Here is a 19,818-nt window from a genome sequence, read left to right as displayed (position 1 = left end):
ACAGCTAGCCCGAGATGCTGAACAAAGGGTTAATCCTGCCCTAGCCGGTGATCTGGGGGTTTTCCCCCAAAGCGCCGCGATCCTCGGCCTCGATCAGCCCGCGCGGCCAGGTGACGGTGACTTGCGCGCCGCGCTGGCGGTTGCCGAAGCGCACATCCGCACCCGCGCGCTCAAGCAAGGTCTTGGCGATGAACAGGCCAAGTCCCATGCCTTCATAACTGCGCCCATCTTCGGCCCGCGGCCGGGTGGTCAGGAAGGGGCTGCCGATCCGCGGCAATAGCGCGGGCGGAAAACCCGGCCCGTCATCGGCGATACGCAGCCGCAACTCGCGCCGACCGACACTGGCCTCGACCAGAACCTCGGCATTGGCGAAATCGACGGCATTCTGGATCAGGTTGCGCAAGCCGTGGATAAGGGCCGCATCACGCCGGATCGTGACCGGCTGGCCCGGAGTCTCGATCCGGATGCGCACGCCCCGATCGCGATGGGGCGCCGCGGCCTCTTCCAGCACCGCGCGCAGGGGCGCCTGATGGATCAGCAGGTCGTCGCGCCCCGCACTGCCCATCGAGCGCAGAATCGCGGCGCAGCGTTCCGCCGATTTCCGTAGCAGGGCCAGATCCTCGCCCAGATCCGTCCGGTCGGGCATCGCTTCGGAGATCTCGTCGGCCAACTCGGCGCTGACCAGCTTGATCGTGGCCAGCGGGGTGCCCATTTCATGCGCCGCCGCCGCGACAACGCCGCCCAGATGCTGCAGCTTCTGTTCACGCTCCAGCGCCATGCGCGCGGCAAACAGTGCGTCCGAGGTCGCGCTGATCTCTGCCGTCACGGTGCGGGCATAGAAAGCGAAGAACAGTGCCCCGATGATGATCGCGCACCAGTTCCCGACCAGCAGGGGATCGCTGAGCGTCAGGACCGGCCCTTCGGTAAAGGTCAGCGGACGCGCGAAATTGCCGGCCAGGGTCACCATGATGATCGTGGCGATCCCCAGCGCAACCAATTGCCGGCCGGGCAGGGTGGTGGCGGCAACCGTGACCGGGGCCAGCAGCAGCAGCGCAAAGGGGTTGGTCAAACCGCCCGTCAACGACAGCAACGTCGCGATCTGTGCCAGGTCGAAGCCAAGTTGCCAGGCAGCCTCATAGGGGGTGATGCGCCGCGAACCGCGCAGCATCAGCGCCACGTTCACCAGAATCGCAAGCCCGATGACCATGAGAACCGGCCCCAGGACCAGATGCGCCCCGATCATCAACGCGACAGCCACCGCGCAGGACTGCCCGGCAATGGCCACCCAACGCAGCAGCATCAAGGTGCGCAGACGGATCGGCTCTGGTCCCGGCTGGCCGGGAAGGAAATCGAAACGTCGAGAGACAAGGCCGATAAACACCCGACTTCTCCTGCTTGGAAAACCACGGCTAGATACGCAGGCTTTCCGCTTCCTTCAACCGCAAGGCAACTTCTCCCGCGATCACCTGACCGGCATTTGACCCGGCAAGGGAATGGGCCTAGAAGGCCGCCGGTTATTCAGGGGTAATTGGACATGGCCGAAAGCCAGAATATCGGACCCGATCCCAGCCTGCTATTGGTTGATGACGACGAAATCTTTCTGGGCCGTATGGCGCGCGCGTTGCAAAAACGCGGATTCGAGGTCGCGATGGCAGGTTCAGTCGCCGACGCGCGCGCCATCGTGCAATCCAGCCCTCCCGCCTATGCCGTGGTCGATCTGAGGCTTGAGGACGGCAACGGCCTTGATGTCGTCGATGCGTTGCGCGAAGCGCGGGCGGATGCGCGAATCGTGGTCCTGACCGGATATGGCGCCATCGCCACCGCAGTCGCGGCAGTGAAAATGGGCGCAACCGATTACCTGTCCAAGCCCGCCGATGCGGATGAGGTGATGCGCGCACTGATTTCCAGCACGACTGAGGTTCTTCCTCCCGCGCCGGAATCGCCGATGTCGGCGGATCGCGTGCGCTGGGAACATATCCAGCGTGTTTATGAGCAATGCGAACGAAATGTCAGTGAAACGGCACGCAGGCTTCATATGCATCGCCGGACGCTTCAGCGCATTCTGGCCAAGCGCAGCCCAAGATAATCGGACGCGCAGTCTTTCTTGCATGCAAGCGAATATATCGCGTAATATATCCGCGTAAGTGAAATACCCCTCAGGAAATGAGAATTATGGAATTGGACCTGGACAAAATGTCCCTTCGCGAACTTCGCGATCTTCGCAACAAGGTCGAGAAAGCGATTTCGACCTTTGAGGATCGCCGTAAACGCGAAGCGATTGCCGCAGTCGAGAATGCGGCGCGCGAGTTTGGCTTCAGCCTCGCCGATCTGGCGGATGCCAAGCAAAACCGTAGCAAGGTCGCACCGAAATACGCCAATCCTGCCGATCCCCAGGCCACCTGGACCGGCCGCGGACGCAAGCCGCGCTGGGTCATCGAGGCGCTGGACGCCGGTCGCAAGCTTGAGGATCTTGAGATCTGATTGCAATGCTCCGCCCTTGGGCGGAGCATTTCATTTCGGCTGGCGATCGATTTCCGCGATCACGGCCTGAAAACGCTCAAGATAGGCATTCCGCGTTTCTACCGGAGGGCGAAGCCTGATTTCCAGGCCTTGCAGCAATTCGGAATCCGGGACGGGAAACAACCGATCCGCTTCGGCCCTTGAAAATCCGGCGATCTGAATCGCCTCAAGCCAGGCGGAAACCCGATCGGCGCGTTTGATCGCAGCCTTGACCGGTTTTGGCAATTGCGCGGGCAATCCGAATCGACGGTGAATCGCCGCGGTCAGGCGCGCGTCCATTTCACCGTATTCGCGCCCCAATGCCGCCTTGACCGGGGAAATCATGTCCCCGATCACATATTCCGGCGCATCGTGAAGCAATGCCGCCAGATGCCAGATCGGCGCAGTCTCGGGTTCGGTGCGCCGGTGGATTTCCTCGACCAGAAGCGAGTGTTCGGCCACGGAATAGGCCCAGTCGCCGCGCGTCTGCCCATTCCAGCGGGCGACGAAGGACAGGCCATGCGCGATGTCGCCGATTTCGATATCGAAAGGCGTCGGGTCAAGAAGATCCAGCCGCCGCCCGGAAAGCATCCTTTGCCACGCCCGTGTCACGCGCCTTGTCATCAACCCATCCCCGCCGCTCGGCAAAAGGCTAGCCGCCCCGCGCAGCGGATGCCAGCAAATGAAACGGCCCGCTTCCGACAGGAAACGGGCCGCGACATCAAGTCCCGATCGTTCAGGACAGCTGTTGGTCGGCGGGGCGCTCGGATTGGACGCGGCGGGCGATTTCCTGGCGATACAGCGCGACGAAATCGACCGGATCCATGTTGAAGGGCGGGAAGCCGCCATCACGCGTCATGTCCGAGATGATGCGGCGCACATAGGGGAACAGCATCCGCGGGCATTCGATCATCAGGAAGGGATGCAACTGGTCCTCGGGCACGCCCTCGACATGGAAGATCCCGCCGTAATCCAGCTCGCACAGGAAGATCGGCGACTTGTCCTTGGAGTTGGTGGATTGCACACGGAACTTGCAGACCACCTCGTACTGGTTCTCGACCTGCCGCTTGCGGGCGTCCAGGCTGACCTGCACCGCGATCTCGGGCTGGACCTCGCCCGAAGGCAGACCCTTTTGCGCGACGGCATTCTCAAAGGACAGGTCGCGGATATACTGGGTCAGGATCTGCATGCGGACGGCGGGCTGGGCGCCATTCGCCGCGCCGGTATTGGTTTCTTCGCTCATTGGGGTCTCCCTGCTTTGCGGGGCGTTCTAGCACTGTGGCGGGCGGCGCTCAATGCCGGGTCCACCCCGACTTTCCGCCATTTCCGCCCTGCGTCCGCCCGTCGGTCAGACCCTCGCGCACGGGGGCAGGCGGGTCGTCCTGGACCGAATACTCGCCGTCGATCACCCCGTCACGGGACGAACCGCGTCGGAAACCCGCAGGGTAATCCCCGGCGAAATCACTGTCGCGACCCGGCGCGCGATAGCCATAGCCCGTACCGGACACGCCGATACGGCGCCCCATCCAGCGCATGACCAGTTCCCGCACCGCGGGGATCAGCAGCAGAAGACCAAGGGCGCTGGTGAAAAGTCCCGGCACGATCAGCAGAAGCCCCGCGATCATGATTAGCGCGCCATGCGCCATCGGCGCGGCCGGGTCACGGAATTCCTGCATGGCCCGCTGCACGTCCAGCATCGCCAGCGCGCCCTGACGGCGCATCACGGCGGTTCCCCCCAGCGTCGAAAGCACGACCAGCGCGATGGTCGGCAAGACCCCGATCGCTCCGCCGACTTGGATGAACAGCGCGATCTCGACGATCGGCAGGATCACGAATGGCAATAGCAGCCACATGGGCGCCCCCTTAACTTCAGACTTCTCCGGGCGGTCAACTGGACTTGGCCTTCCCTGCACCCTACATAGGTATTTGACGCCCAGTAAGAAAGCTCTCCCAGGACCGTTGATGTCGAACCCCATGCTGCAACTTCTTGTTCTAGCCGCGATCGCCGTTTTCCTGATCCTGCGTTTGCGGGGTGTCCTTGGCACGCGGGACGGCTTCGAAGCCCCGCGAGTCCCGGACGAAACGTCGCCCCCCCGCCGCTTCGACGTCGTCGAAGGGACGCCGGACCATTTTGACAACGATATCGACGACCATGCCGAGCCGGGCAGCGCCAATGCGCGCGCATTGGCCGCGATGAAGCAGGTCGAACCCGATTTCGCCGTCGGCCCATTCCTTTCAGGCGGGAAAGCCGCCTATGAAATGATCCTGATGGCTTTCGAGCGCGGCGATATTTCCGAGGTGCGCGCCTTCCTGGCCCCTCCGGTCGCCGCCGCCTTCGAAAGCGTCATCGCCGATCGCAAGGCCCGGGGCCTGACGACCGAGGCGCAGTACTTGGGCACGCGTGAAACCGCGCTGACCGCCGCCGAGTTCAATCCCGCGACCCGGCAGGCTGAAATCTCGATCCGCTTCGTGGGTGAGATGATCGTCGCAACCCGCGATGCCCAGGGCAATGTCGTCGACGGCGATCCCAAGGCCGCGCGCAAGCAGCGCGACACCTGGACCTTCGCGCGCCAGATGGGTTCGCAGGATCCGAACTGGCAGCTTGTCGCCACTGCGTGATGGCACGGCGCAGGGGCCTTTCGGCCGATGAAAAGGCCCTTTGGTCCCGCGTCGCCTCGACCGCGGTGCCGCTGCACCCCCGTCGCAGCGAGGCTGCCCCGCTTCCCGATCCCCTGATCTCGACCCCGCCGGTAAAGCCCGTGCCACCGGCGGCGGCACGGCCCGATCTGATGCCGCTGGACGATTTCCGGATCGGGGCGCGTCCGTTGAAATCGGCCTCGACCCGGATCGAACTGTCCTCGCATCCCGCCCAGTCGGTGCGCGAGCACCCGTTGCGGATGGATCACAAGACCCATCGCCGGATGAACCAGGGCAAGCTTGCTCCCGAAGCGCGGATCGACCTGCACGGCATGACGCTGAGCGTCGCCCAGCCGAATCTGATCCGTTTCGTGATGAATGCCCATACCTCGGGACTGCGTCTGGTGCTGGTCATCACCGGCAAGGGACGCGAAGGCGGGCCGGATGCGCCCCTGCCGGTCCGCCCGGGCGCGCTGCGCCACAATGTTCCGCTATGGCTGCACATGGCACCGCTGGCACCCCTTGTCCTGCAGGTGCGGCCCGCCCATCGCCGCCATGGTGGCGAGGGCGCCTATTACGTCTATTTGCGGCGCTGACGAAAACGCGGCCCGAGAGGCCGCGAAATCATGAGCCGTAATTGGCCTTGGGTCCGGCGAACCACCAGATGATCAGCCCCAGCACCGGCAGGACCGCCACCAGCACGATCCAGATGATCTTGGTCGAAGTCTGAACATTCGTGTTGATGATCGAAGCGATCGCCCAGACGTCCAGTGCGAAGATGATCGCGCTGATGATATAGCCCATGAGCATTCCCCAAGCTGCTGCCACCCTCAACGATCGCAGCAGCCGGAAGTTCCGTCACAGGACGTAGCGTGACAGGTCCGTCGAACGGGCAAGGTCGCCCAAGTGCTTCTCGACAAAGGCCTCGTCCACCGTCACCGACTCGCCCGAGCGATCGGGGGCGCTGAAGGACAGCTCCTCGAAGACGCGTTCGATGACGGTGTAAAGCCGGCGCGCACCGATATTCTCGACCGAACCGTTCACCTCGGCGGCGATACGGGCCAGGGCGCGGATGCCGGTTTCCGTGAAGCCGACCTCGACCCCCTCGGTCGCCATCAGCGCGGTATACTGGCGCGTCAGGGCGTTGTCGGTCTCGGTCAGGATGCGGACGAAATCCTCTTCCGTCAGCGGACGCAGCTCGACCCGGATCGGCAGGCGGCCCTGAAGCTCGGGCAGCAGGTCCGATGGCTTGGCGATGTGGAAAGCGCCCGAGGCGATGAACAGGATATGGTCGGTCTTCACCGGGCCATACTTGGTCGAGACGGTCGTGCCCTCGATCAGCGGCAACAGGTCGCGCTGCACGCCTTCGCGGCTGACATCACCACCACGCGCATCGGTCCGGGCAGCGACCTTGTCGATCTCGTCGATGAAGACGATGCCGTTCTCCTGCACCGTCTCCAGTGCCGCGGCCTTGACCGCCTCGTCGTCCAGAAGCTTGTCGGCCTCTTCGGCGATCAGCAGCTCATAGCTTTCCGATACCGTGACCTTGCGCCGCACCTTGCGCCCGCCAAAAGCCTTCATCAGCCCCGACAGGTCCATCATGCCGCCCATTCCGCCGGGCTGGCCGGGGACTTCCATCATGCCCAGCGGGTTCGAATTGTCCTGAAGCTCAAGCTCGATGACCGTGTCGTCCAACTCGCCCCGCTTCAGCTTGTCGCGGAACATCGCCGTGGTCTGCTCGCGCGCGCCATCGCCCGCAAGGGCCGCGACCACGCGGTCCTCGGCGGACTTGTGGGCCTTGGCCTTGACCTCTTCGCGCATCCGTTCGCGCGTCTCGATGATCGCGGCATCGGTCAGGTCGCGGATGATCTGCTCGACATCGCGACCGACATAGCCGACTTCGGTGAACTTGGTCGCCTCGACCTTCAGGAAGGGCGCGCGGGCCAGCTTGGCCAGGCGACGGCTGATCTCGGTCTTGCCGACGCCGGTCGGGCCGATCATCAGGATGTTCTTCGGATAGACCTCGTCGCGCAGATCGTCGCCCAACTGGCGACGACGCCAGCGGTTGCGCAAAGCCACGGCAACGGCGCGCTTGGCATCCTTCTGACCGATGATGAAGCGATCCAGCTCGGACACGATCTCGCGCGGCGTCAAATCACTCATGTTGAAACCTCTCTTCATGCTGGAAACGGCCTTGAATTCACCGTTTCCGAAATACCCCGGGGGAGTCCGCAGGACGGGGCAGAGCCCCCTTCAGCCCAGAATCTCGACGGTCAGGTTGCCGTTCGTATAGACGCAGATGTCGGCTGCGATCGCCATCGCCTTGCGGGCAACGTCCTCGGCATCCAGATCGCTTGCCATCAGGCCGCGCGCCGCCGCCAGGGCAAAGTTTCCGCCCGACCCGATGGCCGCCACGTCATGCTCGGGTTCCAGCACGTCGCCCGCGCCCGTCACGACGAATATGTCCTTGCCGTCGGTGACGATCAGCATGGCCTCCAGATTGCGCAGGTACTTGTCCATGCGCCAGTCCTTGGCCAGATCGACACAGGCCCGCGCCAGCTGTCCCGGTGCGGATTCAAGCTTCTTCTCCAGCCGCTCAAGCAGGGTAAAGGCATCTGCAGTCGAGCCGGCAAAGCCCACTACCACGTCATGCCCTCCGGGGGTCAGCCGGCGCACCTTGCGGGCCGTGCCCTTCATTACCGTCGGGCCGACACTGACCTGACCATCCCCGGCGACGACCACCTTGCCGCCACGCCGCACCGCAAGGATCGTGGTGCCGTGCCAGCCGGGAAACTTTTCATCGGACATGCATATTCTCCGCATTGGTCTTGGCCCGTCAGATATGGGCCGGGCGGGGGTTTCGCAACCCGGCCCCTGCCGCTAGGCTTTGACGATGACCCCGCCGACGACGCTGCGCATCTACCTGGAAGCCCCGATGCTGAGGTCCGCCCGCGAGGGCAGCTTCAACTTCCTGAACGTGCTGAAGGCCACGGTGGAAGGGGCTGGCTGGCAGGTCGAGTGGTGCGAGACGGGGGCCGAGGCGCGTCGGCGCGCGCCCGACCTTGACGGCTATGCGCTGTTTCATGCCGAGGCCCCGACGCATGACCGCGCGCTGACCTTTCGCCGCGCCTATCACTATCCCTTCTGGCAGATCGAGCGGGCGCAGCAGCGCTGGCGATTCGACGTGGCGCGCAGCGAATTCGCCTCGACCCAGGTGGATGCCGGGCGGGCCGGCCAGTTCGTGCAAAGGCTGCGGGACCGGGTTCTGCCCGGCGCACCACCAAGGCGCGGGGAAAGCATCCTGGTGCCCTTGCAGGCCGAGCTGCGCCGTTGCCGCAGCTTCCAGACCATGAGCCCCGTCGAGATGCTGGATGAGGTCGCCGCGACAGGCCGTCCGGTGGTGGCGACGCTTCATCCGAAAATTCCACATGATGCCGCCGATGATGCGGCCTTGCAGCAGGTGGCGGCCCGCCATCCGAACCTGCGTATCGCAACCGGGACGACGATGACACTTTTGCGCGATTGCGCCTTTGTCGCGACGGAAAACAGCGCCGTCGCCTTTGACGGCTTCCTGCTGGGCAAGCCCGCAGTGCTGTTCGGCCAGATCGACTTCCACCACATCGCGCTGAATGTCGCCGATCTGGGGCCAAATGCGGCACTCGCGGCTGCGGATAGCCATGCGCCGGAATTCGATCGATATATCTATTGGTTCCTGCAGGAAAAGGCGATCAACGCAACCCTGCCCGACGCGGGATCGCGCATCCTTGCCGCAATGAAAAGGGGCGGCTGGTCCATCTGACCACCGCCCCCATTGTTCGACTTTAAAAACTGATCAGATCGCGTCGTCGATCCAGGCTTTCAGCGCCGCTTTCGGCGCCGCGCCGATCTTGTTCGAGACGACCTGGCCGTCCTTGAACAGGAACAGCGCCGGAATGCCGCGCACGCCAAGGGCCGCCGGGCTTTCCGGATTCTCGTCCACGTTGACCTTCACGATCTTGACCTTGCCGCCATATTCCGCGGCAAGCTCTTCCAGCGCCGGCCCGATCTGGCGGCAAGGGCCACACCATTCGGCCCAGAAATCGACCACGACCGGGGTCGCGGACTGGCGGACTTCGCTGTCAAATTCGGCGTCGGAAACGGCTTGAGTGGCCATTGAAATCTCCTGCGATACGCCGGGTTGGGCCCGGCAGGACGTGTCCCACAAGAGCTAGGCACCCACAGGGTCACGGTCAAGGCCCGCAATGATGCCATCAAGCAGTACATCGGGCAGGGGCATCAGGCTGCGGCTCGCCGTCCAAAGCACGGCTGCCGCGACGGGGCGGTCCGGCCAAAGCTGACGCAACGCCGTGCGATAGGCCGCCATCTGCCGCAGGATGCCCAGGGGCGTGGCCTCGGGTCGGTCCGGCACGTCGCGATTCGACTTGTAGTCGATGGCAAGGATCGCGTCCGGCGTGACGACCAACCGGTCGATCTTGCCCCACAGCATCCCGATGCCCGGCAAAGGCGCGGACAGCGCGAGTTCCTGGAATACCTCGGCCCCATCGGGCAGGTCGAAGACTGCGGACAGGGCAGGGGCGGTCAGCACCTCGCGCGCTTCGCCCAGCAACCCCGCCAGTGCCAGCGGTTCAGGCAGGCCACCTTCGGCGTCGGCCAGCACGTCGCGCGCGATTCCCGGCCATGCCGCGGGGTCGTGGCCGGGCAGATGCTCCAGAAGCAGGTGCAAGCGCGTGCCGAACAGCATCGCGGCCGCGGCATCTCCCTGGCCTTGCGCGACCATCACCTTGGCCCCACCCAACGAGGTCGCGGCAACCGGCCTGCGCTTTTCCGGCGCGGCTGGCGGATCGGCGCGCAGCCAACCGGGCTCGACCGGCATGGACCTTTCGACATGCACCGTTTCGGGCGCGGTTTCGGGCCAGTTGCCAAAGCTCAGGCGCCGGATCTCGCCGCCCCAATCGGCGGGCAGGCGGGTCTCGGTCAGGTCGGCGCGGTCGATCCCGGCGGCGACCAGAGAATGCCAGCTGTCTTCGTCGACGCCGGTCTCGCCTGCGGCGGCGACGATCAGCCAGCTTTCCGCGCGGGTCAGGCCAACGTAAAGCAGGCGCTTGCGCTCCTGCAGCTGGCGGTCGGTCAGGTCGGCGGCCAGATCCTCGACTGCATCCGGGCGTTCGCCCTTCTTGCCGCGCCACAGGGGCATCCCGTCCGGCATGGTCAGCACCTGCCCTTCGCGCGGGGGGCGGCGCTTGGCCGTGTCGGGCATGATGACGATGGGGCTTTCCAGCCCCTTCGAGCCGTGGACGGTCATGACGCGGATCAGCCCCTCGCCATCTTCGCCCGCAGAGCCGGGCTGGCGCTTGACCTCGACATCGTCGCCGCTGAGCCAGACCAGGAAACCGGTCAGCGAAGGCGTCTCGCTGCTTTCATAGCTCAGCGCCTGGGACAACAATTCGTCGATGCCATCCTCGGCCTCGGGCCCCAGCCGGGCCACAAGGCGCTCGCGCCCGCCGTGGCGGATCAGCAGGCGCTGGATCAGGTCATAGGGGCGCATGAACCCGGTCCAGCGCATCAGATCCGCCAGCAGGTCCACGGCCTCGCGATGACCGGAGTCGCGCAGCCGACGCCACAAATACTCGCCCTTCTTCCGCTTCGCCGCCAGACGGTAAAGCTCTTCCTCGCCCAGCCCGAACAAAGGAGAGCGCAGCGCAGCGGCCAGTGAAAGGTCGTCTTCGGGTGTGGCAAGGACCGACAGCACGGCGCGGATGTCGCGCACCGCCATCTCTCCGGCCAGTTTCAGACGGTCCGCGCCCGCCACGGGCAGGCCGGCGATCTTCAGCGCCGCGATGATTTCGGCAAACAGGTCCGAGCGGCGCTGGACAAGGATCAGCACGTCCCCCGCGCGGACCCGGCGGATGCAGTTGCGCTTGGCGTCATGGATCGGCTGACCCAGGATCCCGGCAATCGCGCGCGCGACGGCGCGGGCCAGTTCGGTCGTTTCTGAATTCTCGGCGGGCTGGTCGACGGGATCCGTCCAGTCACCGGCCTCGGGCTTGTCTGGCTTCGGGATCGCGGGCCACAGGTCGACCCGACCGGGCATGTCCGTGCGAAAGGCGCGATGTTCGGGCGGATCGCCCAGCCCGCGCGCGGCATCCCCGGCAAAGACCCGGTCGACCAGCGACAGGATCGCGGTGGATGAGCGGAAGCTGTGGCGCAATTCCAGCACCTGCATCGGGTTCATCACCGCCGCAAATGCCTCGGCAAAACCCGCGCGACGGGTTTCGAAAACCGCGATGTCGGCCCCCTGGAAGGAATAGATCGACTGCTTGGGATCGCCCACCACGAACAGGCTGCGCGACCCCGCCTCTCGCGCGCCCTGCCCCGAGGTGAATTCGTCCGTCAGCCGCTGGATCACCTGCCATTGCGCCGGGCTGGTATCCTGCGCCTCGTCGACCAGAATGTGGTCGATGCCGCCATCCAGCCGGAACAGCACCCATTGCGCCATGCTGTTTTCCGACAGAAGCCGCGCGGTGCGATCAATCAGGTCGTCGAAATCCAGATATCCCCGAACTGCCTTTTCCGCGCGATAGCGGCCAAGAAAGGCGCAGCCGAACCGGTGCAGGGCCAGCGTGCGCGCCGCATGGCTCAGCGCGATGCGGCGCGGGCGAGCGGATTCGACCCGCTCCATCAGGATCGCCAGATCGTCGATCAGTTCGGCGCAGGCGCCACTGCGCAGCGCCTTGGTCGGAAAGCTGTCGTATTTTGCAGTGAAGGGGTTTTTGGCGCCCGATCCAGTCAGAAGCACGGCTTCAAGGATCAGAAGCTCGGCAAGGCCCGGTCGCGTCCAGTTGCCGGTCGCAAGGCGCGCGGCCGCCTTCTGGTCGTTGCTGCCGCTTTTCAGCAGATGGGGGATCATCGCGGCGATGACCAGCGCGCCGTCGGTGAAGGTCCGCGACAGCAGCAGGGTCATGTCCTCGCCCGGCTCAAGCCCGCAGGCGCGCCAGATCGCACCGGGATCGGCGGGGTTTTCAAAGCCGCGCAGGCCGGACAGGAAACCATCCAGGTTCTCGCCCGAATGCAGCGCCAGCAGGTCCGTCAGCTCGGGCGCATTCTCGCGCGCCATGTCCTCGATGATCTCGGACCGGATCAGGGCGGCGCTGCGGTCGTCAAGCTCGGTAAAGCCGTGGGGGACGCCTGCCTCGATCGGAAAGCGGCGCAGGACGCCGCCGCAGAAGCTGTGGATGGTCTGAACCTTCAGCCCGCCGGGCGTTTCGATCGCGCGTGCGAACAGCCGGCGCGCGGCGCGCAGGTCGGGGGCCTCGTCCTCGCCCAGTTGCGCCAGTTCCGCACGCAAGCGCGCTTCGGGCAGCATCGCCCACTTGCCCAGACGCGCCAGCAGGCGGTTCTGCATCTCGGTTGCGGCCGCCTTGGTATAGGTCAGGCACAGGATCTTTTCCGGGGCGGTTCCGGCCAGAAGCAGCCGCGCCACGCGGTCGGTCAGCACGCGGGTCTTGCCCGAACCCGCATTTGCCGTCAGCCAGGTCGAGCGCAGCGGATCCGCCGCCCGGACCTGCGCCAGTGTCGCCTCGTCGAATGCAGGCCTAGTCATCGCTGAACCTTTCCGGGCTGGACGCCTGGGTGGTGTCCCATTCGCCATGCCGCGACAGGTGGTCATAATCGCTGGCGTGGTCGGTCCGCTCCATCGCCAACCGTGCGGTAAAGCCGCGTTCGCCGCCAAGATAACGGCCGATCAGTTCCACGAAGCCCGCCCAGGTTTCGGCGGCGAATCCCAAGGAGAAGTCCCGCGTCTCGGTCTTACCCTCGCCGCCAAGCTGGATATAGCTGATGCCTTCGACCTCTGAGGGGCCAAGGCCCCGGAACGCGCCCTGTTCCACCATCGCGGCCTCAAGTGGAAGCTGCTTGTCGAAGTGGCGGACCTGCGCGTCGGTCGGGGGCTTGCCGGACTTGTAGTCATAGACATGCACTCGCCCGTCGGTCAGTCGATCCAGCCGGTCGGGCTTGGCGATCAGGCGGAAATCGACGCCGGGAATGCCAAGTTCGGTATATTCCTCGACCACGGTCGGGCGACCGCGTTGCAGGCGCGCGGCTTCGTCGGCCATCAGCCGATCGGCGATGCCCGCGATGCGCGCGCGCCAGAACAGCCGGGCCGAGGGCCAGGGCACGTTCAGCGCCAGCACCTCATCGGTGATGTCCAGCAGGCGCGACTTCATCAGGTCAGAGCTTTCGGGCAGTTCCGGCAAACCGCGCAGGAAACGGTCCATGATCTCGTGCAGCACGGTGCCGCGTTCGGCGGCATCGGCCTCGGGGCGCAGGGGATCCAGCGCACGCAGACCCAACACCCTGCGGGCATAGATCGCATAGGGGTCGCGGATCAGTGTGCGAACCTCCGTCACGGACATCTGCCGCAGGGCCGGGGCGGGCGGAATGGGCGAGGGGCGTCGCGCCGGTTCCAGACGCATCCGGGGCCGGGCATGCAGCTCGGCCAGGTCAAGCCATGCCTGCCCGCGCCCGCGCATCTCGGCCAGCGCCTCGGGGCCAAGCTGGTCGGGCAGTCCACCCAGCAGGTTGACCAGCCGGTTCAGCCAGCGCGAGGGGATGGTCTCGGCCTCGGCATCGCGCCGCGCGCGACACAGGACGACCTGTGCCGCCCCCACCGCCTGCTGGAAGTCATGCGCCGCCAGCCCGACGCGACGCTCGGGCAGGGTCAGTCCCGCCGACAGCCGCATCGGACGGGACAGCCACGGATCGGGCGGCAACGCCTGCGGCCAGCCGCCTTCATTCAGCCCGGCAAGGATGACAAGCCCCGCCACTTCGCCCACCGCCTCGGTCCGGGCCTCGCGCGGGCCGCGGAACCGGACAAGGGGATGCGAGGCGACATCCTGCCGCACGGCCTGCCCCTGAAGCTCGGCGTAAAGCAGGTCGCGGAATTCCGAGGGGCGCAGATCGTGGCCCATCTCAGCATGTGCGGACAGATGATCCAGCACACCCCGCGCCAGCCCCCCCGCGGCCTTGTCCCACAGTTCCGAGGCGTCGGCACTGCCCCCTGGCCCTGCGGCCAGATCCTCGGCAAGGTGGCGCAGATCCGCCAGCCGCTGCGCCATCGGGCGCGGCGCGCGGTCAAGGGCCAGCGGCACGATGCGGTCCAGCAGTCCCGCCAGCCACAAGGCCCAGGGCTTGCTGCGGTCATCGCCACGCTCGGCCCAGTCGCGCAGGGCCGCGCCATCGGGAAAGGCCGGACCTTTTGCCCGCAGATACAACTCCAGGTCGCGAGTCAGGCGCAGATGCTCGCGCCGGTAATCCGCGCCCAGCCCGGTCGCCATGACCGGATGCTTCAGCAGCACCAGCAACCCGTCGATCATCAGCTCGGCCCCGAACAGGTCGGCGACATGGCGCAGGAACAGGCCGGGTGCGGTCAGCGGCAGGGGCTGGCCCGCGGAATCGTCGGGAATGATGCCCCAACGGTCCAGCGCCGACTGGACGCGGCGGGTCAGCATCCGGTCGGCGGCAATCAGGGTGACGGGCTGCGCCCGCCCGACGGATTCGCGGATGATCAGCGCGATCGCCTCGGATTCCTGTCCCGGCTGCTCGGCCTCGATCAGGGTCAGGTTCTGCGTCGCGGGCAGCAGGGGGCCAAGCGCTGGCCCCTCTTCGATCCACTGGTCGGTCACCGGCGCGGGCCTTAGCGCCAGAGAGATCAGGCGGTTCCGTGCGGGATCGGGGGCCGTGCCGGACATCCAGTCGGCGGGCATTCCGAATTCCGAGACAAAGGGGGCATAGCGGGCCTGCGGATGATCCTCGGCCAGCGCGTCCATTCCGTCCCAGACCGCGCGTGGCAGGTCCGGGTCGAATCCCGGCAAAACCACCGCCCCCATCGGCAGGCGGGCGACGGCGCGCATGAAATCCCGCGTCGCGCCATGCGAGCCGGTCGAACCTGCGATGACCACCGGCCCGTCAGGCAGATTCTCGCCCCGCGCCCATTCCTCGGCCAGCAGTTCGGCCGCGGCGCGCTGGCGGGATTCGCGGTCCTGTGGCGGATCGGTCAGGTAATACCCGGCAGCAATCTTCAGAAAGGCAAGTGCGCGGCCCCAATGCTGGGCGTGATCGCCCGCATCAATCCGGTCCAGCGCCTGCGCGTCCAGCCCCTCAAGCTGCATCTCGGCCATCAGTCCGGCCAGCGATGCGGCGAGTTCCGGGACCGACTGCCCCTGCGCCAGATCGGGCCGCGCGCGAAGCGCGGCATCGATCAATCGCCCCAGTTCAAGCCGCCGAGCCAGCGTGGGCGTGGCCGAGCCGCCGCCCAGATCCGCGATCAACCGAAGCCGCGGCAGGATCACCGGCCCGCGCCAAATCAGCGCGTCGCGCAGCGCCATCAACGACTGCCCCGAATTGGCAAAGACGGTGACGCGCGCCATTTCCTGCGGCGCGCGACCGCGCATCCTTGCGATCAGCCCCTCGGCGAAGGCACCGGGAAAATCGGCGCCGCAAGGCAGGCTGAACAGGCCACCCTGCCACTCAGCCATCCAGAAGCGCCTCGGCCAGGGGGATACAATCGGGGCGACCCACGTCGCACCATTGGCCGTCATGGACCAAGCCAAAGGCCCGCCCATCGGCGATCATCAGATCCCACAGGCGGTTCAGCGAAAACACCTCGTCACCGATCTCGGACAGGCGGTCCGGTCGCAGGATCTGGATGCCGCCATAGACCAGCCCGCCACCGCGGATCAGCCGCCCAGCCGGGTCAAGGCTGAAGTCGCCATCGCCCTGTCGACCGACGGTCCGTTCCAGCGGCACCAGCATCAGCAGCGCATCCATCCGTGCGTCCCATGCCCGCAGAAGCGCGCCGATGGGGTTCGGGCCGGTCCAGATCACGTCGGGGTTCATGGTGACGACCGGCCCCGTCCCCAGCAGCGGCAGGGCCTTGCGCAGGCCTCCCCCTGTCTCCAGCAGCATCCCGGCCTCGTCCGAGACCGCGATGTCCCGGCCCGCGACATGATCCCGGATCTGCTGGCCCAGATGGTGGGTGTTCACGACGACGCGCCCGACCCCGGCTTCGCGCCCCAGGTCCAAGGCCCGGTCCAGCAATGTCCGGCCCGCGACTTGGATCAGGGGCTTCGGCGTCACGTCGGTCAGCGGGGCCATCCGCGTGCCCTTGCCGGCGGCGAAGATCATCAGCGGCAGCGTCATCCGCGGGTAATCCTTTCGATGACCGCGGGCGTCGGCGCGGGAATGCCCTTCAGCGCAGCGGCCAGCGGCGCAAGCGCGGGATGGGCGATATCGCGCTGGATCGCATCCCAGACGCGCGGCATGAACGCCAGATAGCGGCGCTTTCCGTCCCGCTGCGCGAGCCGGGTGAAGATCCCCATGATCCGCAGGTTCCGTTGTGCGCCCAGCAGCGCATAGGCGGCGCGGAACCGGCCCTCGTCAACTCCGGTTGCGGCGACATAGCGGGCGATCTGCGCCTGCTCGATTGCGGGATCGACATCGCGGCGCGCGTCCTGAAGCCCGCTGACAAGATCATAGGCCGGATGAACCGCAACCGCGTCCTGAAAGTCGAGAAGGCCAAGCGGCGCGTCATCCAGCCAGACAAGGTTCTCGGCATGAAAATCGCGCAGGCCAAGAACCGCAGGAACGTCTCCCGCCAATTCGGCATGCAGGCGTTCGATCACTGACGCGACGTCGGCCCCGCTGCCACCGCCCGCCGCCGGGGGATAATAGTCCGCGAACAGCGCCACCTGGCGGGCAAGCTCCGGCCCGTCCAGAGGCAGCACGAATTCGGGCGGCTGATGGCCATGCAGTTCGACCAGAAGATCGGTCATCCGGTCATAGATGCGCGGCGCCAGATCCGGCTTGGCCTGAATCACGCGGGCGACCAGGTCGTCGCCCAGATCCTCGATCAGCAAAAGCCCCTCGGCCTGGTCGGCTGCCAGGATCTCGGGGGCGTGCAGGCCCCGCGCGCGCAGCCATTGCGTCATCGCGACATAGGGGCCAAGGCTGCCCGGTCCGGCATCCATCAGGACGGCGCTGCGGTCTTCGTCGATCAGGCGGAAATAGCGCCGCGCCGAGGCATCGCCCGCAAGCGGGACGACGCGCGCCCCGGACCAGCCTGCGCGGTGGACCAGCCGCGCAATGGCGGGAAGTCGGGCCATGCCGCCCCAGCGCGCGGCGGAGCCCGCCATCGTCACCCGGCGCAGGTCGGGAAAACCCACAAGCGGTTCCAGCCCCAGAATCAGGGGATCGGGCAGGGGTCCGCCATGATCGGGCCATTCGATCAGAACGACCGCGTCGCGCATCGCCTCGTCAAGGCCCAGCTCGGCCAGCTCGTCGGGATGGGTCAGGCGATAAAGGTCGGCATGCCAGATCTCGGTCCCCATCGGGTCCTCATAGGTCTGGACCAGCGTAAAGGTGGGGCTTGGCACGTCTTCGGCCATCTCGCCCTGGCGGGCGCGGATGAAGGCGCGGGCGAAATGGGTCTTGCCCGCGCCGACCGGACCCTCTAGGGCCACCACGTCTCCGGGTTTCAGGATCGCCGCCATGACGCGCGCAAGGCAGGCGGTCAGGTCGGCATCGGCATGGTCAAGCGTCGCGATCAGGGTCATGGGGCCGAACCTAAGCCGGGGCGGGCGGGGGCGTCAAAGCCCCAGCACATCGGCCATGTCATATTCGCCCGGTCCCTTGTCCTGACCCCAAAGCGCCGCGCGAAGCGCGCCACGGGCAAAGATCATGCGATCCGAGGCAAGATGACGCAGCACGACCCGTTCGCCCGCGGTGGCAAAGATCACGTCATGTTCGCCCACGACATCGCCGCCGCGGATGGCGGAAAAGCCGATCGTGCCGGATTGGCGCGCGCCGGTGATTCCCTCGCGCGCGGGGGTGCGCAATTCGTCCAGGGTGTGGCCGCGACCCTCGGCGGCGGCCTCGCCCAACATCAGAGCGGTGCCCGAGGGCGCGTCGACCTTGCGGTTGTGATGCGCCTCGACCACCTCGACATCCCAGTCCTCGCCCAGTGCGGCGGCGACCTTGCGGGTCAGGCCGACCAGCAGGTTGACGCCGAGGCTCATGTTTCCGGCGCGGATGATCGGGGCATGCCGCGCCGCCGCGGTGATCTTTGCCAGGTGCCCCGGCTTGAAGCCGGTGGTGCCGATCACATGCACCGCACGCGCCTGCGCGGTCAGTTCGGCAAAGGCCACGGTGGCGTCAGGGGTGGTGAAATCGATCACCGCCTGCGCCCCGGCAATGGCCCCTACCGGGTCGTCGGTGACGGTGATGCCAAGGGCCGCGCCGCCCATCGCCTCGCCCAGATCGCGGCCGGCCCAGGGGCTGCCTTCGCGCACGGTTGCGCCGACAAGTCGCGCCTGATCAGATGCCAGAACGGCGCGCGCCAGCATCTGGCCCATGCGGCCCGACACGCCGGTAATGACGATTCCCGGTTTTTCCATGTCCATACCCCCGTTTTGGCATGGTCTATCCCGTTGCGGCGCGGGCCGCGACCCCCTACATCTGCGCGCATGGCACAGAACCGATTTCACTCCGGGTCCGGTCCTTCGCAGCGCCAGTTGCGCGTGGGCGAACTGATCCGACACACCCTGTCCGACGTCCTGCTGCGCGGCGACGTCCATGATCCCGACCTAAACCGTTACTCGATCACGGTGGGCGAGGTCCGCACATCACCCGACCTGAAGGTCGCGACCGCTTATGTCCTGCCCTTGGGCGGCAAGGGCGCAGAGGAGGCCTTGGCCGCACTGCGCCGCAACGCGGGCGAGCTGCGCCATCTGGTCGCCAAGGCGATGACGCTGAAATACGCGCCGCAGCTGCGCTTCGTGCTGGACGAGACTTTCGACCGCATGGACGACACCCGCCGTCTTCTGAACGAGGACCGTGTGCGCCGCGACGTCGAGCATGACGACGAAGGCGGCGATGAAGATTGATCTGAAGCGCCGGCTGGGCCTTGCCCTTGGCGCGCTTGTGGCAATGACCCTGCCCGCGATGGCAGGGATCTGTGAAAAGCGCGACTTCGACGGCCAAGGCTATGTCATCTGCACGCTGGATGCCACGCAAGAGCCGGGGCTGAAGCTGTGGCTGAACGATGCCGAAGGCAATGTGCTGGGCGACTTCTTCAGCGTCAAGAAGACGCTGGGAGAAGGCGAGGTGCTGGCCTTCGCGATGAATGCCGGGATGTACCACCCCGACTATTCGCCGGTCGGACTTTACGTCAGCGACGGCACCAAGGAACATGATCTGGTCACGGCGGGCGGCGGCGGCAATTTCGGGATGCTGCCGAACGGTGTCTTCTGCGCCGGCGGCACGCGTCCCTATCAGGTGGTCGAAAGCCGCGCCTTCAAGCAGGCGCAGCCCCAATGCCGGATCGCAACGCAGTCGGGGCCGATGCTGGTCATCGACGGCGCCCTGCATCCGCGCTTTCTGGTCGACAGCGACAGCCGCCACATCAGGAACGGCGTCGGTGTCTCGCCCGACGGGCAGACGGCATGGTTCGCGATCTCGGATGACGAGGTGACGTTCCACGAGTTCGGCCGCCTGTTCAAGGACGGCCTTGGCGCGCGCGATGCGCTTTACTTCGACGGCTCGATCTCGCGGCTTTACTCGCCCGAATTGCGCCGATCGGATTTCGGCCGCCGACTGGGGCCGATCATCGGATATACGGGAAAGAACTGA

At 66.3% G+C, this 19,818-nt stretch carries 20 protein-coding genes; 7 read left to right on the top strand and 13 right to left on the bottom strand.

Translation table 11 applies throughout. From position 1 onward, the window contains the following. Positions 1–40: 40 nt before the first annotated feature. A complete protein-coding gene (locus ACO2Q4_RS16925) occupies positions 41–1,375 on the bottom strand; it encodes an ActS/PrrB/RegB family redox-sensitive histidine kinase (RefSeq protein ID WP_390908394.1) in 1,335 nt (444 codons plus the stop codon). Positions 1,376–1,534: 159 nt separating this feature from the next. Here ACO2Q4_RS16925 and ACO2Q4_RS16920 point away from each other — a divergent pair, with 159 nt between their 5' ends. Together ACO2Q4_RS16920 and ACO2Q4_RS16915 are read left to right on the top strand one after the other, a co-directional pair. Next, positions 1,535–2,086, top strand: coding sequence for an ActR/PrrA/RegA family redox response regulator transcription factor (locus ACO2Q4_RS16920; RefSeq protein ID WP_311759875.1), 552 nt, complete (start codon positions 1,535–1,537; stop codon positions 2,084–2,086). Positions 2,087–2,172: 86 nt separating this feature from the next. After that, entirely contained in the window at positions 2,173–2,481 is a 309-nt protein-coding gene (locus ACO2Q4_RS16915; protein WP_311759874.1) for an H-NS histone family protein, read from the top strand. Between the two features lie 30 nt (positions 2,482–2,511). Here the strand turns inward: ACO2Q4_RS16915 and ACO2Q4_RS16910 are convergent, their stop codons facing one another. The 3 genes from ACO2Q4_RS16910 to ACO2Q4_RS16900 form a co-directional block, all read right to left on the bottom strand. After that, positions 2,512–3,123 (bottom strand): HD family hydrolase, encoded by a 612-nt coding sequence (locus ACO2Q4_RS16910; protein WP_311759873.1) that lies wholly within the window; start codon positions 3,121–3,123, stop codon positions 2,512–2,514. A gap of 112 nt (positions 3,124–3,235) precedes the next feature. Beyond that, positions 3,236–3,742, bottom strand: a complete 507-nt coding sequence (gene secB / locus ACO2Q4_RS16905; protein ID WP_395134330.1) for a protein-export chaperone SecB — start codon at positions 3,740–3,742, stop codon at positions 3,236–3,238. Between the two features lie 49 nt (positions 3,743–3,791). Beyond that, positions 3,792–4,352, bottom strand: coding sequence for an FxsA family protein (locus tag ACO2Q4_RS16900; protein ID WP_395134331.1), 561 nt, complete (start codon positions 4,350–4,352; stop codon positions 3,792–3,794). Between the two features lie 109 nt (positions 4,353–4,461). Here ACO2Q4_RS16900 and ACO2Q4_RS16895 point away from each other — a divergent pair, with 109 nt between their 5' ends. Together ACO2Q4_RS16895 and ACO2Q4_RS16890 are read left to right on the top strand one after the other, a co-directional pair. Beyond that, complete coding sequence (locus ACO2Q4_RS16895) at positions 4,462–5,118, top strand: Tim44/TimA family putative adaptor protein (protein ID WP_311759870.1); 657 nt, start codon at positions 4,462–4,464, stop codon at positions 5,116–5,118. Next, a complete protein-coding gene (locus ACO2Q4_RS16890; RefSeq protein WP_423320738.1) occupies positions 5,118–5,732 on the top strand; it encodes a Smr/MutS family protein in 615 nt (204 codons plus the stop codon). Before ACO2Q4_RS16895 ends, ACO2Q4_RS16890 begins: the two co-directional genes overlap by 1 nt. A gap of 28 nt (positions 5,733–5,760) precedes the next feature. Here the strand turns inward: ACO2Q4_RS16890 and ACO2Q4_RS16885 are convergent, their stop codons facing one another. The 3 genes from ACO2Q4_RS16885 to hslV all read right to left on the bottom strand — a co-directional run bounded on the left by ACO2Q4_RS16885 (position 5,761) and on the right by hslV (position 7,944). Continuing rightward, the gene (locus ACO2Q4_RS16885) at positions 5,761–5,940 is read right to left on the bottom strand and encodes a PLD nuclease N-terminal domain-containing protein (protein WP_311759868.1); all 180 of its coding nucleotides are present in this window, start codon (positions 5,938–5,940) and stop codon (positions 5,761–5,763) included. 54 nt (positions 5,941–5,994) lie between these two features. Continuing rightward, a complete protein-coding gene (gene hslU / locus ACO2Q4_RS16880) occupies positions 5,995–7,299 on the bottom strand; it encodes an ATP-dependent protease ATPase subunit HslU (RefSeq protein WP_423320736.1) in 1,305 nt (434 codons plus the stop codon). A 90-nt stretch (positions 7,300–7,389) separates the two neighbouring features. Next, positions 7,390–7,944 (bottom strand): ATP-dependent protease subunit HslV, encoded by a 555-nt coding sequence (gene hslV / locus ACO2Q4_RS16875; protein ID WP_311759866.1) that lies wholly within the window; start codon positions 7,942–7,944, stop codon positions 7,390–7,392. A gap of 85 nt (positions 7,945–8,029) precedes the next feature. Between hslV and ACO2Q4_RS16870 the strand changes: the two genes are divergently transcribed. After that, on the top strand, positions 8,030–8,935 hold the full coding sequence (locus ACO2Q4_RS16870; protein WP_423320734.1) for a hypothetical protein: 906 nt from the start codon (positions 8,030–8,032) through the stop codon (positions 8,933–8,935). A gap of 33 nt (positions 8,936–8,968) precedes the next feature. On the opposite strand, the gene trxA is transcribed toward ACO2Q4_RS16870, so the two are convergent. The 6 genes from trxA to dapB are packed head-to-tail and all read right to left on the bottom strand — an operon-like array spanning position 8,969 to position 18,584. Beyond that, the gene (gene trxA / locus ACO2Q4_RS16865; protein ID WP_311759864.1) at positions 8,969–9,289 is read right to left on the bottom strand and encodes a thioredoxin; all 321 of its coding nucleotides are present in this window, start codon (positions 9,287–9,289) and stop codon (positions 8,969–8,971) included. A 54-nt stretch (positions 9,290–9,343) separates the two neighbouring features. Next, positions 9,344–12,736, bottom strand: coding sequence for a double-strand break repair helicase AddA (addA, locus tag ACO2Q4_RS16860; RefSeq protein ID WP_423320732.1), 3,393 nt, complete (start codon positions 12,734–12,736; stop codon positions 9,344–9,346). Continuing rightward, positions 12,729–15,668: a double-strand break repair protein AddB gene (gene addB, locus ACO2Q4_RS16855; RefSeq protein ID WP_423320730.1), complete on the bottom strand. Its 2,940-nt coding sequence runs from the start codon at positions 15,666–15,668 to the stop codon at positions 12,729–12,731. Before addB ends, addA begins: the two co-directional genes overlap by 8 nt. Further along, complete coding sequence (locus ACO2Q4_RS16850) at positions 15,661–16,332, bottom strand: nucleotidyltransferase family protein (protein WP_423320728.1); 672 nt, start codon at positions 16,330–16,332, stop codon at positions 15,661–15,663. The genes addB and ACO2Q4_RS16850 overlap by 8 nt, the downstream gene beginning before the upstream one ends. After that, positions 16,329–17,744: a tRNA (adenosine(37)-N6)-threonylcarbamoyltransferase complex ATPase subunit type 1 TsaE gene (gene tsaE / locus ACO2Q4_RS16845; RefSeq protein WP_423320726.1), complete on the bottom strand. Its 1,416-nt coding sequence runs from the start codon at positions 17,742–17,744 to the stop codon at positions 16,329–16,331. Before tsaE ends, ACO2Q4_RS16850 begins: the two co-directional genes overlap by 4 nt. A gap of 33 nt (positions 17,745–17,777) precedes the next feature. Beyond that, positions 17,778–18,584: a 4-hydroxy-tetrahydrodipicolinate reductase gene (gene dapB / locus ACO2Q4_RS16840; protein ID WP_423320724.1), complete on the bottom strand. Its 807-nt coding sequence runs from the start codon at positions 18,582–18,584 to the stop codon at positions 17,778–17,780. A 69-nt stretch (positions 18,585–18,653) separates the two neighbouring features. Between dapB and rbfA the strand changes: the two genes are divergently transcribed. Together rbfA and ACO2Q4_RS16830 are read left to right on the top strand one after the other, a co-directional pair. Continuing rightward, a complete protein-coding gene (rbfA, locus tag ACO2Q4_RS16835; protein ID WP_311759858.1) occupies positions 18,654–19,073 on the top strand; it encodes a 30S ribosome-binding factor RbfA in 420 nt (139 codons plus the stop codon). After that, the gene (locus ACO2Q4_RS16830; RefSeq protein ID WP_423320722.1) at positions 19,063–19,818 is read left to right on the top strand and encodes a phosphodiester glycosidase family protein; all 756 of its coding nucleotides are present in this window, start codon (positions 19,063–19,065) and stop codon (positions 19,816–19,818) included. The genes rbfA and ACO2Q4_RS16830 overlap by 11 nt, the downstream gene beginning before the upstream one ends.

Source organism: Paracoccus sp. KR1-242 (genome assembly GCF_049446195.1).
Classification (GTDB): domain Bacteria; phylum Pseudomonadota; class Alphaproteobacteria; order Rhodobacterales; family Rhodobacteraceae; genus Paracoccus; species Paracoccus broussonetiae.
This window is presented reverse-complemented; position numbering and strand designations above follow the sequence as displayed.

What these genes read in the sequence shown, in the direction of transcription:
- ACO2Q4_RS16920 (WP_311759875.1), top strand. Translation starts at nt 1,535, where the DNA reads ATGGCCGAAAGCCAGAATATCGGACCCGATCCCAGCCTGCTATTGGTT.
- ACO2Q4_RS16915 (WP_311759874.1), top strand. Translation starts at nt 2,173, where the DNA reads ATGGAATTGGACCTGGACAAAATGTCCCTTCGCGAACTTCGCGATCTT.
- ACO2Q4_RS16910 (WP_311759873.1), bottom strand. Translation starts at nt 3,123, where the DNA reads ATGACAAGGCGCGTGACACGGGCGTGGCAAAGGATGCTTTCCGGGCGG.
- secB (WP_395134330.1), bottom strand. Translation starts at nt 3,742, where the DNA reads ATGAGCGAAGAAACCAATACCGGCGCGGCGAATGGCGCCCAGCCCGCC.
- ACO2Q4_RS16900 (WP_395134331.1), bottom strand. Translation starts at nt 4,352, where the DNA reads ATGTGGCTGCTATTGCCATTCGTGATCCTGCCGATCGTCGAGATCGCG.
- ACO2Q4_RS16895 (WP_311759870.1), top strand. Translation starts at nt 4,462, where the DNA reads ATGTCGAACCCCATGCTGCAACTTCTTGTTCTAGCCGCGATCGCCGTT.
- ACO2Q4_RS16890 (WP_423320738.1), top strand. Translation starts at nt 5,118, where the DNA reads ATGGCACGGCGCAGGGGCCTTTCGGCCGATGAAAAGGCCCTTTGGTCC.
- ACO2Q4_RS16885 (WP_311759868.1), bottom strand. Translation starts at nt 5,940, where the DNA reads ATGGGCTATATCATCAGCGCGATCATCTTCGCACTGGACGTCTGGGCG.
- hslU (WP_423320736.1), bottom strand. Translation starts at nt 7,299, where the DNA reads ATGAGTGATTTGACGCCGCGCGAGATCGTGTCCGAGCTGGATCGCTTC.
- hslV (WP_311759866.1), bottom strand. Translation starts at nt 7,944, where the DNA reads ATGTCCGATGAAAAGTTTCCCGGCTGGCACGGCACCACGATCCTTGCG.
- ACO2Q4_RS16870 (WP_423320734.1), top strand. Translation starts at nt 8,030, where the DNA reads ATGACCCCGCCGACGACGCTGCGCATCTACCTGGAAGCCCCGATGCTG.
- trxA (WP_311759864.1), bottom strand. Translation starts at nt 9,289, where the DNA reads ATGGCCACTCAAGCCGTTTCCGACGCCGAATTTGACAGCGAAGTCCGC.
- addA (WP_423320732.1), bottom strand. Translation starts at nt 12,736, where the DNA reads ATGACTAGGCCTGCATTCGACGAGGCGACACTGGCGCAGGTCCGGGCG.
- addB (WP_423320730.1), bottom strand. Translation starts at nt 15,668, where the DNA reads ATGGCTGAGTGGCAGGGTGGCCTGTTCAGCCTGCCTTGCGGCGCCGAT.
- ACO2Q4_RS16850 (WP_423320728.1), bottom strand. Translation starts at nt 16,332, where the DNA reads ATGACGCTGCCGCTGATGATCTTCGCCGCCGGCAAGGGCACGCGGATG.
- tsaE (WP_423320726.1), bottom strand. Translation starts at nt 17,744, where the DNA reads ATGACCCTGATCGCGACGCTTGACCATGCCGATGCCGACCTGACCGCC.
- dapB (WP_423320724.1), bottom strand. Translation starts at nt 18,584, where the DNA reads ATGGAAAAACCGGGAATCGTCATTACCGGCGTGTCGGGCCGCATGGGC.
- rbfA (WP_311759858.1), top strand. Translation starts at nt 18,654, where the DNA reads ATGGCACAGAACCGATTTCACTCCGGGTCCGGTCCTTCGCAGCGCCAG.
- ACO2Q4_RS16830 (WP_423320722.1), top strand. Translation starts at nt 19,063, where the DNA reads ATGAAGATTGATCTGAAGCGCCGGCTGGGCCTTGCCCTTGGCGCGCTT.